General features: G+C 68.9%; 11 protein-coding genes. 4 read left to right on the top strand and 7 right to left on the bottom strand.

Going from position 1 to position 17,097, the window contains the following annotated elements; translation table 11 throughout:
• Positions 1-111: 111 nt before the first annotated feature.
• Positions 112-1,560, top strand: coding sequence for a S28 family serine protease (locus V1460_RS30955; protein ID WP_338676906.1), 1,449 nt, complete (start codon positions 112-114; stop codon positions 1,558-1,560).
• Positions 1,561-1,665: 105 nt separating this feature from the next.
• Here V1460_RS30955 and V1460_RS30950 read toward each other — a convergent pair whose 3' ends face one another.
• Both V1460_RS30950 and V1460_RS30945 read right to left on the bottom strand, forming a co-directional pair.
• A complete protein-coding gene (locus tag V1460_RS30950; RefSeq protein ID WP_338678272.1) occupies positions 1,666-3,423 on the bottom strand; it encodes a glycoside hydrolase family 3 protein in 1,758 nt (585 codons plus the stop codon).
• A 383-nt stretch (positions 3,424-3,806) separates the two neighbouring features.
• Complete coding sequence (locus V1460_RS30945) at positions 3,807-4,904, bottom strand: LacI family DNA-binding transcriptional regulator (RefSeq protein WP_338676905.1); 1,098 nt, start codon at positions 4,902-4,904, stop codon at positions 3,807-3,809.
• A gap of 316 nt (positions 4,905-5,220) precedes the next feature.
• On the opposite strand from V1460_RS30945, the gene V1460_RS30940 reads away from it, so the two are divergent.
• Together V1460_RS30940 and V1460_RS30935 are read left to right on the top strand one after the other, a co-directional pair.
• Positions 5,221-7,449, top strand: a complete 2,229-nt coding sequence (locus V1460_RS30940) for an ATP-dependent RecD-like DNA helicase (RefSeq protein ID WP_338676904.1) — start codon at positions 5,221-5,223, stop codon at positions 7,447-7,449.
• A 167-nt stretch (positions 7,450-7,616) separates the two neighbouring features.
• Entirely contained in the window at positions 7,617-8,906 is a 1,290-nt protein-coding gene (locus V1460_RS30935; RefSeq protein ID WP_338676903.1) for a citrate synthase, read from the top strand.
• A gap of 393 nt (positions 8,907-9,299) precedes the next feature.
• Here V1460_RS30935 and V1460_RS30930 read toward each other — a convergent pair whose 3' ends face one another.
• From V1460_RS30930 to V1460_RS30920, 3 genes are all read right to left on the bottom strand, one after another.
• On the bottom strand, positions 9,300-11,747 hold the full coding sequence (locus V1460_RS30930; RefSeq protein WP_338676902.1) for a heavy metal translocating P-type ATPase: 2,448 nt from the start codon (positions 11,745-11,747) through the stop codon (positions 9,300-9,302).
• A gap of 84 nt (positions 11,748-11,831) precedes the next feature.
• Complete coding sequence (locus V1460_RS30925) at positions 11,832-12,143, bottom strand: heavy-metal-associated domain-containing protein (protein WP_338676901.1); 312 nt, start codon at positions 12,141-12,143, stop codon at positions 11,832-11,834.
• 177 nt (positions 12,144-12,320) lie between these two features.
• The gene (locus V1460_RS30920; protein WP_338678271.1) at positions 12,321-13,088 is read right to left on the bottom strand and encodes a TetR/AcrR family transcriptional regulator; all 768 of its coding nucleotides are present in this window, start codon (positions 13,086-13,088) and stop codon (positions 12,321-12,323) included.
• A 181-nt stretch (positions 13,089-13,269) separates the two neighbouring features.
• On the opposite strand from V1460_RS30920, the gene V1460_RS30915 reads away from it, so the two are divergent.
• Complete coding sequence (locus V1460_RS30915) at positions 13,270-15,519, top strand: MMPL family transporter (protein WP_338676900.1); 2,250 nt, start codon at positions 13,270-13,272, stop codon at positions 15,517-15,519.
• 75 nt (positions 15,520-15,594) lie between these two features.
• Here V1460_RS30915 and V1460_RS30910 read toward each other — a convergent pair whose 3' ends face one another.
• Complete coding sequence (locus V1460_RS30910) at positions 15,595-15,792, bottom strand: MerR family transcriptional regulator (RefSeq protein WP_338676899.1); 198 nt, start codon at positions 15,790-15,792, stop codon at positions 15,595-15,597.
• Between the two features lie 300 nt (positions 15,793-16,092).
• Entirely contained in the window at positions 16,093-17,004 is a 912-nt protein-coding gene (locus V1460_RS30905) for a sugar phosphate isomerase/epimerase (protein ID WP_338676898.1), read from the bottom strand.
• Positions 17,005-17,097: the final 93 nt, after the last annotated feature.

Below are 17,097 nucleotides of genomic sequence, written 5' to 3'. Positions count from 1 at the left end.
GTCTGTCCTGCTGGGCGAATCTTCCCATCCTGCGATCCAACTGGGTCTGGCGGTAAGGGTGTTGCAGTCGCTAGGTTCGCGGCGACCGTTGTGAACCAGGGGAGGGCGCGTATGCGCAAGGCGCTGAGATGGCTGTTGTCGTTCGTCATGCTCATCGGCGTAGTCGGGACGGCGGCCGGAACGGCCGCCGCCGAACCGGGCCCCGGCCCGGCGGAAGGGACCCAGGACATCAGGGACCGGATCCTCGCGATCCGGGGGATGAGCCTGATCGAGGAGAAGCCGTACGCAGGCCACCGCTACTTCGTGCTCGACTACGCCCAGCCGGTCGACCACCGGCGCCCGTCCAAGGGAACGTTCCGGCAGCGCATCACCGTGCTGCACAAGGACGCGGCCCGCCCGACGGTCTTCTACACCAGTGGCTACAACGTGGGTACCACCCCGCGCCGTCGTGAGCCCACCCGGATTGTCGACGGCAACCAGGTCGACATGGAGTATCGATTCTTCACCCCGTCTCGGCCTCAGCCCGCCGACTGGAGCAAGCTCGACATCTGGCAGGCGGCGAGTGACCAGCACCGGGTGTTCGCCGCGCTGAAGCAGATCTACACCCGGAAGTGGATCGCCACCGGAGCCTCCAAGGGCGGGATGACGGCGACGTACTACGAGCGCTTCTACCCGCGGGACATGGACGGCGTGGTCGCCTATGTCGCCCCGAACGACGTCAACGACCGCGCGGACGCCGCCTACGACCGGTTCATGGCGACGGTCGGTACCAAGGAGTGCCGCGACCGGATCACCGCAGTCCAGCGCGAGGCCCTCGGCAAGCGCCGCGCGGCACTCACCGCCAAGTACCGTGCCTGGGCCGAGGAGAACGCGGGCACCTTCCAGACCATCGGGTCGCTGGACAAGGCCTTCGAGAGCCTGGTGTCCGACTATGCCTGGGCCTTCTGGCAGTACGGCCTGCTCGCCGACTGCGCTTCCCTTCCGACCGCGGCGACCGCGAGCGACCAGGAACTCTTCGACTCGCTCGACTCGATATCCGGCTTCGCCTTCTACACCGACCAGGGCCTCGAACCGTATGCCCCGTACTACTACCAGGCGGGTACCCAGCTCGGCGCACCCACGTTGCGCCAGCCGCGGCTTGCGGATCTGCTCCGCTACCCGGGCTACTTCACACCGCGGGTGTACGTCCCCCGTGAGATACCCATGAAGTCGTTCGACCGGTACGCGATGCGAGACGTCGACAGCTGGGTCCGCGATCACGCGAAGCACATGATCTGGGTGTACGGGGAGAACGACCCCTGGGGCGCGGAGCGGTTCCGCCCTGGCAAGGGAGCGCGTGACGCCCATGTCTTCACCGAGCCCGGAGGCAACCACGGCGCCTCCGTCGCGGGTCTGCCCGAGGCTGACCGTGCCAAGGCGACCGCGCGGATCCTGGACTGGGCTGGAGTCGCCCCGGCTGCCGTCCAGCAGAACCCGGCACTCGCGAAGCGTCTGGCGCCCTACGACGCCAGGCTCGACAAGCAGGGCGACGAGCGGGAGCCGTTCGCGCTGCGACCGTGACGATCCACTCCGCTTCCGTGTAGGGATCGCGCCCGGCCGGCCGAGTGTCACACCCGGCCGGGCGCGCCCGGGAGGTCCCCGGCCGGTTGCCGCGGTGCACGTCCGTCAGACGCCAGAACGCCGGTACATCGCCCCGAAGCCGATCGGATAGAGCATCCGCGCCGGGTCCTCCGCATGCGGAACCGGCACCGGCAGCCGGCCCACAGGCTCCGTCCGCCCGGCCATCACGCGTACGGCGGCTCGCAGTTCCACATCCGTCCACCCGTACGCGGCCAGCGAGGCGGCGATACCGAACCCGCTCAACTGCGCGATGTCGTAGGGGTTGCGGATCGCCACCGTGATCACGGGCACACCGGTCGCGGCCATCCGGGACACCAGAATCCGCTGCGGACCGTCGGCCGCGATGTTGTACGTCGCCACGACGACCACGTCCATGCCTGCCGCCGCTGTCACCGCCTCCTCGACATTCGCGGCGGTGGGTGCGATGCCGGTGGGGAGGGCGGTGGCTTTGAATCCCAGTTCGGCGAAGGCTCTGGCGAGTGCGGCCGTGGGTGGCCCCGTGGTCCCCGACGGTGAGGCCGGATCGGCGCCGGTCACCAGCACTCGGGGATGGCTGCGACGGGAGATGGGCAGCAGTCCCCCTTCGTTCAGCAGCAGGGTGGTGGTCCGCCCGGCGATCCGGTCGGCGGTCAGGAGATGGGCCTCGGCCCCCACGGTGCCGAGCACCTCCCGGCGAGCCGCGAGCGGATCGCGCAGCAGGCCCAGCTTCGCCTTCAGGCGGAGGATGCGCATGACCGACTGGTCAAGGCGCTGCTCGGTCAGTTCACCACTTCTGACAGCGGTGAGGACCGCGCTCCAGGCCAGGTCCAAATTCGGCGGATTGAGCAGCTGGTCGCAGCCCGCCTTGAGCGCGAGCACCGGTACGCGGTCGTCGCCGTACTTCTGCCGGACCCCGGCCATATCGAGGGCGTCGGTGACGACGACCCCTTCGTAGCCGAGTTGTTCGCGCAGGACGCCGGTGACGATGGGGCGGGAGAGCGTCGCCGGGTCTTCGCTCGGATCGAGCGAGGGGACCACGATGTGCGCGGTCATGATCGAATCGACCCCTGCGGCGACCGCCGCCCGGAACGGCGGTGCGTCCAACTCGTCCCACTGCTCACGGGTGTGGCGGATGGTGGGCAGGGCGTGGTGGCTGTCGCTTTCGGTGTCGCCGTGGCCCGGGAAGTGTTTGACCGTGGCCGCGATTCCGGCGCTCTGGTATCCCTTCACCTGTGCGACGACCAGCCCGGCCACGGCGCAGGGGTCGGCGCCGAAGGAGCGGACACCGATGACGGGGTTGGCCGGGTTGACATTCACATCGGCCACCGGCGCGTAGTTCTGGTTGATGCCCATCGCCGCCAGCTCCTCTCCCGCGATCCGCGCCGCCTCACAGGCATCGGTTCTCGATCCGCCTGCCCCCAGCGCCATCGCCCCCGGCATCAGCGTCGCCGGTCTGCCCACACGGGCGACGGCGCCGTGTTCCTGATCGGTTGAGATCAGCAGCGGGACGGGTGTCGGCTGGGCGAGCCCCGCCCGCTGGATGCCGCGGGAGAGACCGGTGATCCGCTGCGGGTTCCCGGTGTTGTGCGCCCAGGCGAAGTAGATGATTCCGCCCACGTGATAGCGCCGGATCAGCTCGGCGGCGTTCCGGACGCCGATCTCCCGTAGGTTGGCATCCACATCGGCCTTGTCGGGTGCGGTGGCGGAGTGCCCGTACACCCGCATCACGAAGAGCTGTCCGACCTTCTCTTCCAGGCTCATCCGGGAGACGAGCTGCTCGACGCTGCTACGGGAGTCGGCAGCGGACTGCGCAGGCGCGAGCATGAGAGCCGAGGCGCCGAACGCCGTCGCGGTGAGCACGACGCGTCTGGAGGGTGCGGAGGGCCAGGAGGTCCTGGGGGAACTGGAGGGGCCGGGAGGTGTGCTCCGGTCCTGCATCGGTTGCTCCTTACACGAGGGAATCTGCCAAGAAGCCATGCCAGTAGGGAAAGTAACCGCCAGTCACGGTCGGAGTGAGGGAAGGGCACGCGGGTGGGACGCCGGAACGCAGCGTGGGGGCACCTCCCGGCGAAGCCAGGGGGAGTGCCGTAGCTGTCGTCGCGCGCCCGCCGGGGATTACGGGACAGCCCTTTTAGGTTCGGACGCCGACACCGTTCAAGGCCTGTGGACAACTCGCGGAGCGGCGGCCCGCGTACTCGGAGTCCGGCTCACACCGCCCGCGGAGGCGGGGCGGTCGACGCCCGCGCGACCAGCTCGGCGCCGATCGTCTCGGCCTCGCCCGGCGGTGGCTTCTCCGCGCCCACCGCCAGTCGGCCCGCTCGCCTTCCCGCCATGTGCAGCGGCAGCCGTACCGTCGTCAGTGCCGGAACGGTGTCCGCCGAAAACGGCAGATCGTCGAAGCCCGCCACCGACACGTCTTCCGGAACGCGCAGCCCCTGCTCGCGGAGAGCGGCGCAGGCCCCCAGGGCGACCGTGTCGTTGGCCGCCGCGATCGCGGTGAGACCCGGGTCGCGGCTCAACAACTCCAGCGTGGCGTCGAAGCCCGAGCAGCGTTCGTAGCTGCCGTACACCGTGAGGCGTTCCCGGTCCGCTGCGGTTCCGTGACCTCCTTCGTCCACATCGCTTCCGCCGATCCCCGCCCAGGCCAGGGCCGCCCGATGCCCCTCGAGCCGTTGTCGTGTCGTGGTCCGGTCCGGCGGGCCCGCGATATAGCCGATGCGGCGATGCCCCAGTGCGATCAGATGCTCGGTGAGTCGCCGACTCCCGCCGCGATGGTCGAAAGTGAGCGTCACCGTCGACGGCCCGCAGGGCAAGGGCGGGCGGCCGCAGAGCACCACGGACGTACCGCCGGCCGCGAGCTTCGCCAGCTTCGCCGACACCGCGGCGGTGTGCCTCGGATCCTCCAAGGCTCCACCGGTCAGGATCACCGCCGCCGCGCGCTGCCGCTGCAGCAGAGTCAGAAAGGTGAGCTCTCGCTCGGCCGAGCCGCCCGTGTTGCAGACCACCGCCAGCTTCTCGCCGCCTGCCCGCCCGGTCACCCGCTCGCCGATCGCCGTCTGTGCCGCCCCTGCGATGATCCCGAAGAATGGATCGGCGATGTCGTTGACGAGGATGCCGACCAGGTCGGATGTGGCCGCGGCAAGGGAGCTGGCCGGTCCGTTGAGTACGTAGTCCAGCTCGTCGACGGCTCGCAGCACCCGCTCCCGAGTGGCCGCCGCCACGGGGTAGTTGCCGTTGAGGACGCGTGAGACGGTCGCCGGGGACACCCGGGCGCGGGCCGCCACATCCACCAGCGTGACCGTCATCGCTACCTCCGGGGGAGATCGAGCCGCGCCCTTAATCCCGAAAAAATAACAGCTCGCAATAGTGCAACCCTTCCGGCGTGACGTGAGTCGTAGTTGTCATCAGGGCTCCGGGGGGATCTGGGGGGATCCGAAGAGTCCGATGACGGGGGGAGTGAACGGGGCCCGGTCGTATGACCGGGCCCCTTGAGCTGATCGTCCTGCGCACGCGGCTTCCGACGCGGCGGCGCGGTCGTCGCAGAACACCGGCCAGGCCGTGATGCCCCCGATTCATCCGCAGGAGGTACGCGCTGTCCGACCGGAACGGTAGCGTCGGAACATGTCCAACCTGGCAGTCGTCGAAGGGGTCCTCGAGCGGATCACCTACGCCAACGAGGAGAACGGGTACACGGTCGCCCGTGTCGACACCGGCCGCGGCAGTGGTGACCTCCTCACGGTGGTCGGCTCGCTCCTCGGGGCACAGCCGGGCGAGTCGCTGCGCATGGAAGGGCGTTGGGGCTCCCACCCCCAGTACGGCAAGCAGTTCAGCGTGGAGAACTACACCACGGTCCTCCCCGCCACGATCCAGGGGATCCGCCGCTATCTCGGTTCAGGGCTGATCAAGGGGATCGGACCGAAGATCGCCGAGCGCATTGTCGATCACTTCGGTGCCGACACTCTCGACGTCATCGAGCAGGAGCCCGGGAAGCTCATCGAGGTTCCCGGCCTGGGGCCCAAGCGGACCCGGATGATCGGGACCGCCTGGGAGGAGCAGAAAGCCATCAAGGAGGTCATGGTCTTCCTCCAGGGCGTCGGAGTCTCCACATCCATCGCCGTGCGCATCTACAAGAAGTACTCAGACGCATCCATCTCCGTCGTGAAGAACCAGCCGTACCGCCTGGCAGCGGATGTCTGGGGCATCGGCTTCCTCACCGCAGACCGGATCGCCCAGGCGGTCGGCATACCCCACGACAGCCCCGACCGGGTCAAGGCCGGTCTCCAGTACGCCCTGTCGCAGTCCACCGACCAGGGCCACTGCTTCCTGCCCGAGGAACGGCTTATCGCCGACGCGGTGAAGCTGCTCCAGGTCGACACCGGCCTGGTCATCGAGTGCCTCGCCGAGCTTGCGGCCGAGGAGGAAGGCGTCGTACGCGAGCAGGTCCCCGATCCGGAAGGCGGGGACCCGGTCACCGCCGTGTATCTGGTGCCGTTCCATCGGGCCGAGCTCTCCCTCTCGGCCCAACTGCTCCGGTTGCTGCGCGCGGACGACGACCGGATGCCGGCGTTCCAGGACGTCGCCTGGGACAAGGCGCTGGCGTGGCTCGCCGACCGTACGGGAGCCGAGCTCGCGCCCGAGCAGCAGCAGGCCGTACAGCTCGCGCTCACCCGCAAGGTGGCGGTCCTCACCGGAGGGCCGGGCTGCGGCAAGTCCTTCACAGTGCGCTCGATCGTGGAGCTCGCGCGGGCGAAGAAGGCGAAGGTGGTTCTCGCCGCGCCCACGGGGCGTGCGGCGAAACGCCTTTCGGAGCTGACCGGAGCCGACGCGTCCACCGTGCACCGGTTGCTGGAGCTCAAGCCGGGTGGTGATGCCGCGTTCGACCGTGACCGCCCGCTCGACGCCGATCTGGTGGTCGTCGACGAGGCCTCCATGCTGGATCTGCTCCTCGCCAACAAACTGGCGAAGGCCGTGGCACCCGGAGCGCATCTGCTCCTGGTGGGGGATGTGGACCAGCTGCCCAGCGTGGGCGCGGGCGAGGTGCTGAGGGACCTGCTCGCGGAGGCGGGCCCGGTCCCCAGTGTCCGGCTGACCCGGATCTTCCGGCAGGCGCAGCAGTCGGGTGTGGTCACCAACGCCCACCGCATCAACTCAGGGATACCACCCCTGACCCAAGGCCTCGACGACTTCTTCCTGTTCGTGGAGGACGACACCGAGGAGGTGGGGCGGCTCACCGTGGATGTCGCGGCCCGGCGCCTCCCCGCCCGGTTCGGCCTGGATCCCCGGCGGGACGTGCAGGTGCTCGCCCCCATGCACCGGGGACCGGCGGGCGCCGGCACCCTCAACGGATTGTTGCAGCAGGCGATCACACCCGGCCGGCCGGACCTGGCCGAGAAGCGCTTCGGCGGCCGGGTGTTCCGTGTGGGCGACAAGGTCACCCAGGTTCGCAACAATTACGAGAAGGGGAGGAACGGAGTCTTCAACGGGACGGTCGGCGTGGTGACCTCGCTCAACCTGGTCGACCAGCGGCTGACCGTGCTCACCGACGAGGACGAGGAGGTGCCCTACGACTTCGACGAGCTGGACGAGCTCGCGCACGCGTACGCGGTGACGATCCACCGGTCCCAGGGCAGCGAGTATCCGGCGGTCGTGATTCCGGTCACCACCAGTGCCTGGATGATGCTCCAGCGGAATCTCCTGTACACGGCTGTCACCCGAGCCAAGAAGCTCGTGGTCCTGGTCGGCTCCCGCAAGGCCATAGGGCAGGCCGTGCGCACCGTTTCCGCAGGCAGGCGCTTCACCGCGCTTGATCACCGGCTGGCGGGTGAAAGGCCCGTGCGAAAGATCGCCTAAGACTTTCGGAACCAGGGCGAAGGGGGCAGGATGAGAAGGTTGACGGCACTGAGTGCCGCCAGTCGGCCCATAGGCCGACCCCGAGTGCACTCTCCTCTGCCGAATGGGGGAAGGTAGAGACAGTCAGGGCACCTCAAAGAAGAGGCACTACGTCGGTGAGGGATGACGTGAGCGACAACTCTGTAGTACTGCGGTACGCGGACGGTGAATACACCTACCCGGTGGTCGAGAGCACTGTCGGCGACAAGGGCTTCGACATCGGGAAGCTCCGGGCGCAGACCGGTCTGGTGACCCTGGACAGCGGTTACGGCAACACCGCCGCCTACAAGTCCGCGATCACCTACCTCGACGGCGAGCAGGGCATCCTGCGCTACCGCGGCTACCCGATCGAGCAGCTGGCCGAGCACTCCACCTTCCTCGAGGTGGCCTACCTGCTGATCAACGGCGAGCTCCCGACGGTCGACGAGCTGGCGGCGTTCCAGGGCGAGATCACCCAGCACACCCTGCTGCACGAGGACGTCAAGCGGTTCTTCGACGGCTTCCCGCGCGACGCGCACCCGATGGCGATGCTGTCGTCCGTGGTGAGCGCCCTGTCGACGTTCTACCAGGACAGCCACAACCCCTTTGACGAGAAGCAGCGCAACATCTCCACGATCCGGCTGCTCGCCAAGCTGCCGACGATCGCGGCCTACGCGTACAAGAAGTCGATCGGTCACCCGTTCGTCTACCCGCGCAACGACCTCGGGTACGTGGAGAACTTCCTGCGGATGACCTTCTCGGTCCCGGCACAGGAATACGACCTCGACCCGGTCGTGGTCGCCGCCCTCGACAAGCTGCTCATCCTGCACGCGGACCACGAGCAGAACTGCTCGACCTCGACCGTGCGGCTCGTCGGTTCCTCGCAGGCGAACATGTTCGCCTCGATCTCGGCCGGTATCTCCGCCCTGTGGGGTCCGCTGCACGGCGGTGCCAACCAGTCGGTGCTGGAGATGCTCGAGGGTATCGCGGCCGGCGGCGGCGACGCCGACACCTTCATCCGAAAGGTGAAGAACAAGGAGGACGGCGTCCGTCTGATGGGCTTCGGTCACCGGGTCTACAAGAACTTCGATCCCCGTGCCAAGATCATCAAGGCCGCCGCCCACGACGTCCTCTCCGCCCTCGGCAAGTCCGACGAACTGCTCGACATCGCGCTCAAGCTCGAAGAGCACGCTCTCTCCGACGACTACTTCGTCGAGCGCAAGCTCTATCCGAACGTGGACTTCTACACCGGTCTCATCTACCGGGCCATGGGCTTCCCGACCGAGATGTTCACCGTGCTCTTCGCGCTCGGCCGGCTGCCCGGTTGGATCGCCCAGTGGCACGAGATGATCAAGGAGCCCGGCTCCCGCATCGGCCGTCCCCGTCAGATCTACACGGGTGAGGTCCTGCGGGACTTCGTGCCCGTAGAGGCCCGCTGACGCGACGTGCCCGTCCGCTTCCGGGCGTCTGACGACGGAGGCGGTGCACAGGAGACGAAGAAGCGCCCCGTCGCCGATCCCCCCACGGGTCGGCGAGCGGGGCGCTTCCCATATCCCCGGTGCGGATTCCCCCCACGGGATCCGGCCCGGGCGTCTGCTGGTTGGTACTCAGCAGAAGCTCTTCGCGCGGTCTGCCGGGGTACGTATGTCGGGAGGGCCGCTCAAAGCTCCCCGGTCTACGTGCCCCGGCCAACGCTTGCCTGGGACGTCCCCCAAGACATCCCATGAACGTCCCCCAAGACGTTCTGGCATCGCCCACTTAGACTCGCGAAGAGCCCGAATGGTTACCCACAAATATCTGTGATCTGGATCTCTTTGTGAAGGTCCTGTGTATCACGTGAAGGATCGCAGACGAAGGCTGTTGCTGACCACGAAAACGGACGAGAAAGCCATGGCGAATCCGGCGATCATGGGATTCAGCAGTCCGGCGGCGGCCAGCGGCAGGGCCGCGACGTTGTAGCCGAAGGCCCAGAACAGGTTCCCCTTGATGGTGGCGAGGGTACGCCGGGAGAGCCGGATGGCGTCGGCGGCGACGAGGAGATCACCTCTGACGAGCGTGAGATCGCCCGCTTCGATGGCCGCGTCCGTGCCGGTGCCCATGGCCAGTCCGAGGTCCGCAGCGGCCAGCGCGGGGGCGTCGTTCACCCCGTCCCCCACCATGGCGACCCTGCGGCCCGCCGCCTGGAGCCGCTGCACGGTGGCCACCTTGTCCTGCGGCAGTACCTCGGCGTAGACCTCGTCGATACCGACCTCGGCGGCGACCGCACGGGCGACCGAGCTGTTGTCGCCCGTCAGAAGTACCGGCTTCAGGCCGAGTGCCCGCAGTCGTGCCACGGCCTCGGCGCTGGTGGCCTTGACCTCGTCGGCGACGACCAGCACCCCGCGTGCGGCACCGTCCCAGGCGACGGCGACGGCGGTGCCCGCCGATGAGGCGCCGGTCAGCTCGGGCGGTGGCTCGATGTCCGCTTCCCGAAGCAGCGGGGCCCGTCCGACCAGGACGGCACGGCCTTCGACCGTGCCGCGCACACCAAGGCCGGGAACGTTCTCGAATGCCTCGGCGGCCGGTAGTCCGGTGGTGCCCAGTCGCTCCTCGGCACCGGCCGCGATGGCGCGCGCGACGGGGTGCTCCGATGCGTGCTCCAGGGCCCCCGCGTACCGCAGCAGTTCTTCCTGGGTCGCTGATCCGGTGACAAGCACCTCCCGCAGGCGCATCCGGCCGGTGGTGACCGTCCCGGTCTTGTCGAGGACGACGGTGTCGACCGTGTGGGTCGACTCCAGCACTTCGGGCCCCTTGATGAGGATCCCGAGCTGGGCGCCGCGCCCCGTTCCCACCATGAGCGCGGTCGGGGTGGCGAGCCCCAGGGCGCAGGGGCAGGCGATGATCAGCACGGCGACGGCCGCGGTGAAGGCGGCGGCAGGGTCGTTCGTGGTGAGCAGCCAGACCACCAGGGTGCCGAGCGCGATGAGCAGCACGGCGGGTACGAAGACGGCCGAGATCCGGTCGGCTAGACGCTGTACCGCGGCCTTGCCGTTCTGGGCGTCCTCGACCATGCGTGCCATCCGGGCCAGCTGGGTGTCGGCGCCGACACGGGTCGCTCGCACGACGAGCCGGCCCGCCGCGTTGACGGTGGCGCCGGTGACGTCGTCCCCGACGGTCACGTCGACAGGAACGGACTCGCCGGTCAGCATCGACGCGTCGACGGCCGATGAGCCCTCGGTCACGGTGCCGTCGGTGGCGATCTTCTCGCCGGGGCGTACGACGAACAGGTCGCCGACCGCCAGCCCGGCGGCCGGGACGCGTACCTCCGCACCGTCTCTGAGCACGGCGACGTCCTTGGCGCCGAGCTCCAGCATGGCGCGGAGGGCGGAGCCGGCCTTCCGCTTCGCCCGTGCCTCCAGGTAGCGCCCGAGCAGCAGGAAGGTGACCACTCCCGCGGCGACCTCGAGATAGACGGCCGACGAGCTGTCCGCGCCCGCCGCGGAGGCGGTGATGGTGAACTCGAAGCCGTGGCGCATGCCGGGCATCCCGGCATGCCCGAAGAACAGGGCCCACAGCGACCAGCCGAAGGCCGCCAGAGTGCCCAGGGAGACCAGGGTGTCCATCGTGGCCGCGCCGTGCCGGAGATTGGTCCAGGCGGCGCGGTGGAAGGGCAGCCCGCCCCAGACCACGACCGGCGCGGCAAGGGTGAGGGAGAGCCACTGCCAGTACTGGAACTGGAGCGCGGGGATCATGCCCATCAGGACGACGGGCGCGGCGAGCAGCGCGGAGACGGCCAGCCGTTGCCGCAGAGCGGTGAGTGCGGGCGCTGTCTGATCCTGATCGTGCTCCCGGGCCTCGGCTGCGCGGCCGGGCCGGGACCCGGACGTGGACGTGGACGGGGGCGCGGAACCGGACGGGGCCAAGGGCACGGGGGCGGCTCCAGCCCCGTTCGGGGCGCCGGCGGGTGAGGTGGGAGTCCGGGTGCCACCTGCCCGAGTCACGGGCGCGGACGGGGAGGCCGGGGCAGCGGCGCTGGACGGAGTGCTGGACGGCGCACTGGTCAGGGGTGTCGCCGTGTATCCGGTCTTCTCGACCACGGCGATCAGGTCGGGCACCGCGATGCCTTCGCCGTAGGAGACACGGGCCTTCTCCGTCGCGTAGTTCACCGTCGCCGTGACGCCGTTCATGCGGTTGAGCTTCTTCTCGACCCGGGCCGCGCAGGAAGCGCAGGTCATGCCGCCGATCAGGAGTTCGATACGGGGGGTGTCCGTTGCCGAGGGGTCGGTTGCGATGCTGCTCATGATGGCTTGATGCTCCAAACGCGGGCCCGGCCGCACCCCGGGTACGCGCGGTGCGGCCGGGCCGGAAGCGGGGGTGGGGGCAGGTCAGGCCTGGCTGACGAGTTCATAGCCCGCCTCGTCGACGGCGGCGCGCACCATGGATTCGTCGAGCGGGGCTTCGGAGACGACGGTGACCTCTCCGGTTCCTGCCGCCGCCGCCACCGAGATCACACCCGGGAGTTCGGCGATCTCGCTCGACACGGCCCCTTCGCAGTGGCCGCAGGTCATGCCCCGCACCTCATAGACCGCGCTGTGCGCACCCAGACTGATGTCCGCCGTGCCGCCCTGGCAGGAGCCGCCGGGGGAGCAGCAGGAGCCGGTGGCCTCGGCGGTCTCGGTCGTCGTCTCGGCGGTCATGGCGTTCTCCTCTGCGAGGGCGTGTCGCGCTGTGCGGACACATCGTGCGATGGGCGAGTGGTGCGTCTGGGGAGTCCGGGAGTGCCGGGACGTCCCCACACTCGTCAGACTATACCCCTAGGGGGTATGAATGCGAGCTCGTTCGCGCCCACCCGCCGCATGCCCCGAGGGCGCCGCTCACCCGGGCGTTCCCGGGTGCCGCGGCGCGGCGAGGGCCTCGGCGTCGAGCAGTGGTGTCAGGTATCGGAGCAGCAGGGTCTTCAGCTCGGTGACATAGCCGTCCCGCTCGGCCCCCTCGTGGGCGAGGATCAGCTCCAGGCCCGACTTCACCACGGCGAACACCATGTTCGCCGTCCTGTGAAGTGCGTCCTGGGGGGATGAGGGGTGCAGTTCCCCGAGGATCTGCTCCACCCGGACGAGCAGCGCCGAGTGCACGGCGTCGTGCTCCTCGGTGATCCGGCCCGGGATCTCGGAGCCGTGCATGAGGACGGTGAAGGCGGGATTCTCGCAGTTGAACGCGATGAGCGGGTCGAGGAACGAGTCCAGCAGGAGCTCCGGCGAGAGTGCGGTGTCGAGCTCCTCGAAGACCGTGCCGTAGGACTCGCGCCAGCGGTGCAGCAGTTGCCCGCCGAGCTCCACGGCGATGGCTTCCTTGTTCGGGAAGAACTGGTACAGCGTGCCGGGTGAGACCCCCGCCTCGCGGGCGATGGCGTTGGTGCTGGCTGCGGTGTAGCCGCTGCGGCAGAAGACGTCCGACGCCGCTTTCAGCAGCTGGGCGATACGGCGCTCGCCGCGGGCCTGGCGGCGGCGCGGCTGGGCGGGGTCGACTGCGCCGAGGGCGTGCTGCTCCGATGCGTCTGCCGCCCCCGATGCGTCCGTCGCCGTCGCGGGTCCCGTCGATGCCCCGCTCGCCGCCTTCTTTCTCGCCTTGGGCTTGTCCGGCATGTGCATCACCGATCTCCAGTTTTCCGATCACGGTTGACAAACGCGAGAGGTCGCTCGCATTCTGGTGAAACGCGAGCGATGACTCGTGTTTTCTAGTCTATTGGCAATGGCCGATCAGTACTGCCCGCCTGCCCGCGTGCCTGCGGCACCGCACTGGTCTTGGTGAAGGGGACACCGCACCATGTCTGTAGTCAACAGCGGACCGCGCCTGGGCCGCTGGACTCGCCTCGCCACAGCGCGCCCACGGCTGTCACTGCTCCTCGCACTGGTCGTCACGGCGCTCGCCGTGTTCGCGGGCAGCGGGGCCGCCGATCGTCTGAGCAGCGGCGGCTGGGACGACCCGGGCTCTCAGTCGAGCTACGCCGCCAAGGCGCTCGATCGCGAGTTTCCCGGCGCAAGGCCGAACCTGCTTCTGCTTGTCGACGGCCGGGGCAAGGGTGTAGACGATCCCGCCGTGGCCGGCGAGGCCGCGCGGCTGGTGAAGCGACTCTCCGCAGAGGAGGGTGTCACCGGCGTCGGCTCGTACTGGCAGAGCAAGTCGCCCTCGCTGCGTTCCCAGGACGGCCGGGAAGCACTGATCGCCGCCCGGATCGAGGGCGATGAGAAGGAAGCCGGAGAAGTGCTGGAGCGCATCGCGCCCGGCTACCGGGGCGCGCACGGGCCCGTGGAGGTTTCCATAGGCGGGCCGGTCGCGGTCATGCACGACATGCAGACCATCATCCAGGAGGACCTGCTGCGGGCCGAGATGATCGCCCTGCCGGTGACACTGGTGCTGCTGGTCATGGTGTTCGGCAGTGCGGTCGCCGCGATGCTGCCGCTCGTGATCGGCGTCGTCGCGATCCTCGGTACGAACGCGATCCTGAACGGCCTCACCGCCTTCACCGACGTCTCCGTGTTCGCGCTGAACCTGACGACGGCGCTGGGCCTCGGGCTCGCCATCGACTACGCCTTGTTCATCGTGCGCAGGTTCCGGGAGGAGCTCGCAGCAGGGGCGTCGCCCCGCCAGGCGGTCGGGATCACCTTGCGCACCGCCGGTCGCACGGTCCTGTTCTCCGCGCTGACGGTGGCCGTCTCGCTCTCCGCGATGCTGGTCTTCCCGCAGTACTTCCTCAGGTCGTTCGCGTATGCCGGAATCGCCGTCGTCCTGCTGGCCGCAACGGCGGCACTGATTCTGCTGCCCGCCGCGTTGATGCTGCTGGGCGACCGGGTGAACGCGCTGGACCTGCGCGCGCTGTTGCGCTCGCGCAGGAGTGCCGGGGCCGCGGCCACCCGATCCGAGGACAGCGTCGAAGGCACGCGCTGGGGCCGGGCGGTCTCTCTGGTGATGCGCAGAGCGCCCGTGTTCGCGGTGTTCACCACCGCTGTGCTGGTGCTACTCGGACTGCCCTTCCTGGGAGTGCGGTTCGGCCCCGCCGACGACCGCCAACTGCCGCCGGGCGCGGAGTCGCACGTCGTGCAGGAGCACATCAGGGAAGGCTTTCCCGGAAGCCCCGGTGGCGGGCTGGAGGTGTTGGCGGAGGGAGCGGCCACACCGGCCCAGTACGCCGAGTACCGCAGCCGGATCGAGGGGCTCTCCGGAGTGCTGCGGGTGGACGGGCCGCTGGTGTCGGGTACGAGTGCGACCTTCACGGTGCTGCCCGAGGAGAAGGCTGTGGGCGAGGAGACCCAGCAGCTGGTGCGGGAGGTGCGCGAACAGCCCGCGCCCTTCAAGACCTCGGTGGCGGGGGCGGCTGCGATGCTGGTCGACTCCAAGGCAGCCATCGGTGACCGGCTCCCTTGGGCGGCGGCGATCATCGTGGTCGTCACCCTGCTGCTGGTCTTCCTGCTGACGGGCAGTGTGCTGATCCCGCTCCAGGCGGTCGTACTCAACGGACTGAGCCTGACCGCGATGTTCGGGGCAGTGGTCTGGATCTTCCAGGAGGGGCATCTGTCCGGGCTGCTCGCCTTCACCTCGACCGGTGACATCGAGGCCACGCTGCCCGTGCTGATGTTCTGTGTCGCCTTCGGCCTTTCCATGGACTACGGGGTGTTCCTGCTCTCGCGGATCAAGGAGGAGTACGACCGCACGGGAGACCACGAGCACGCGGTGGCCTATGGCCTGCGGCGCACGGGCGGACTGATCACCGCCGCTGCTGTGATCCTCGCCGTGGTGATGGTCGCGATCGGTGCCTCGCGGGTGACCAACGCCAAGATGCTCGGCCTGGGTATCGCCCTTGCCGTGCTGATGGACGCGGCGGTGGTGCGCAGTCTGCTCGTTCCCTCGGTGATGAAGTTGACAGGCCGTGCGACGTGGTGGGCGCCGACTCCGTTGCGTGCCCTCTATCGCAGGTTCGGTATCAGCGAGGGCGAGATATCCCATACGCCCCTGCGGACGGAAGCAGCCGTGGAGGAGAAGGAGCTCGACGACCGCGACCGCGCACCAGTGGGATAGGTGTACTGCCCCGTGAGGTTGGGTCAGGCCGCGGTCTCGCGGGGCGTCTGGGCGGCAGGGTCCGTGCGAGCGGGTTCACTCCCTGCGGGATCTGTTGCCGGGGCGGTTGGCCACCCAGGTGCGGATGGTATCCGCGTACCAGTACGGCTTTCCCGCCTCCACATGGTCGGGAGGCGGAAGGAGCCCGTGCTTGCGGTAGGAGCGAACCGTGTCCGGCTGCACCCGGATGTGTGCGGCGATGTCCTTGTAGGACCAGAGCCCGTTGTCCGTCATGTGTGGCACCTCCCTGCGCGCCGCAGTGGCGGCAGGGAGCCGTCGGACGAACTGCGGCGCGGGCATCGCCGATCGCCGGCGATCAGCCATGCCCGTGCCCTATGAACGAATCGCGTGGAGCAAGGGGGAGCGGTTGTCGCGTGCCTGTGACGGAAGGCCCGCGTAATGGAGACATGTGTGACGGGACGTCCATTGATGTGACGAAGCCGTCGTCATCCGGCAGTTGACGCACATTGGTGCGATCCGCGCCATTGTGCGGTTGGCGCGGCCCGGGGGCGGGTGCTCTCACAGGCCCCTCGGTCAGGCTCCGCAGGAGCGGAGATAGCGCCGGGTGCGTTCGGCGATCGGGAAGGGCCTGTCCGGCGGGCAGGGGTACATGTCCTGCTCGACGATGGCGAACAGTTCGGCCTCCAGCCGTCGGGCAGCGGCGAGCACAGGCTCCAGCGCCGGTACCCCGGACGGCGGCTCGCACATCACCCCCCGCGCCACGGCAGGGCCGAACGGTACTTCGTCCGCGACCACTTCGGCGAGGACCGCCGGATCCACCTGCTTGAGATGGAGATAGCCGATCCGCTCGCCGTAGGTCTCGATGAGCTTGACGCTGTCGCCGCCACAGTAGGCGTAGTGACCGGTGTCCAGGCAGAGGGAGACCAGGTCGGGGTCGGTCGCGTCGAGGAAGCGGTTGACGTTCTGCTCGTTGTCGATGTGGGTGTCCGCGTGCGGGTGGACCACGATGCGCAGTCCGAAGCGGTCGCCGACCTCTCGGCCCAGGCGTTCGGTCTGGGTGCTGAGGTGGTGCCACTGCTCGGTGGTGAGCGTGCGGTCCTCCAGGGCCGCACCCGTCCTGTCGTCACGCCAGAAGGAGGGGATGACCACAAGGTGCTCGGCGCCCGTCGCCCGGGTCAGTGCGGCGATGTCGGCGACATGGGCCCAGGTCTCGTCCCATACGGCCGGTCCGCGGTGCAGCCCGGTGAAGACAGTGCCGGCGGAGACCCTCAGCCCGCGGGACGCGGTCTCTTCGGTGAGCCTGGCGGGATCGGTCGGGAGATAGCCGTAGGGGCCGAGTTCGATCCACTCGTAGCCGGCCTGTGCCACCTCGTCGAGGAAGCGCCGCCAGGGCACCTGCTGTGGGTCTTCGGGGAACCACACCCCCCAGGAGTCAGGGGCCGATCCGATCCGGATGCTCTGGAGTGAAGGGGAGGATGAGGCCATGGCGGCCAGCCTTCCGGCGGTTTCGGAAAGGTGTCAAGGTTTCGTCCGAATGTAAGGACAAAATGTTGACAGCCTCCCAGGAGGGGATGAGAT

Source organism: Streptomyces sp. SCSIO 30461, from assembly GCF_037023745.1.
GTDB lineage: Bacteria > Actinomycetota > Actinomycetes > Streptomycetales > Streptomycetaceae > Streptomyces.
Note: the sequence above shows the minus strand (reverse complement) of the source record. Positions and strands in the feature narration are given on the sequence as shown.

Coding starts and splice junctions, on each gene's coding strand:
- V1460_RS30955 (WP_338676906.1), top strand. CDS start 112: ATGCGCAAGGCGCTGAGATGGCTGTTGTCGTTCGTCATGCTCATCGGC.
- V1460_RS30950 (WP_338678272.1), bottom strand. CDS start 3,423: ATGCTCGCGCCTGCGCAGTCCGCTGCCGACTCCCGTAGCAGCGTCGAG.
- V1460_RS30945 (WP_338676905.1), bottom strand. CDS start 4,904: ATGACGGTCACGCTGGTGGATGTGGCGGCCCGCGCCCGGGTGTCCCCG.
- V1460_RS30940 (WP_338676904.1), top strand. CDS start 5,221: ATGTCCAACCTGGCAGTCGTCGAAGGGGTCCTCGAGCGGATCACCTAC.
- V1460_RS30930 (WP_338676902.1), bottom strand. CDS start 11,747: ATGAGCAGCATCGCAACCGACCCCTCGGCAACGGACACCCCCCGTATC.
- V1460_RS30925 (WP_338676901.1), bottom strand. CDS start 12,143: ATGACCGCCGAGACGACGACCGAGACCGCCGAGGCCACCGGCTCCTGC.
- V1460_RS30920 (WP_338678271.1), bottom strand. CDS start 13,088: ATGCCGGACAAGCCCAAGGCGAGAAAGAAGGCGGCGAGCGGGGCATCG.
- V1460_RS30915 (WP_338676900.1), top strand. CDS start 13,270: ATGTCTGTAGTCAACAGCGGACCGCGCCTGGGCCGCTGGACTCGCCTC.
- V1460_RS30910 (WP_338676899.1), bottom strand. CDS start 15,792: ATGACGGACAACGGGCTCTGGTCCTACAAGGACATCGCCGCACACATC.
- V1460_RS30905 (WP_338676898.1), bottom strand. CDS start 17,004: ATGGCCTCATCCTCCCCTTCACTCCAGAGCATCCGGATCGGATCGGCC.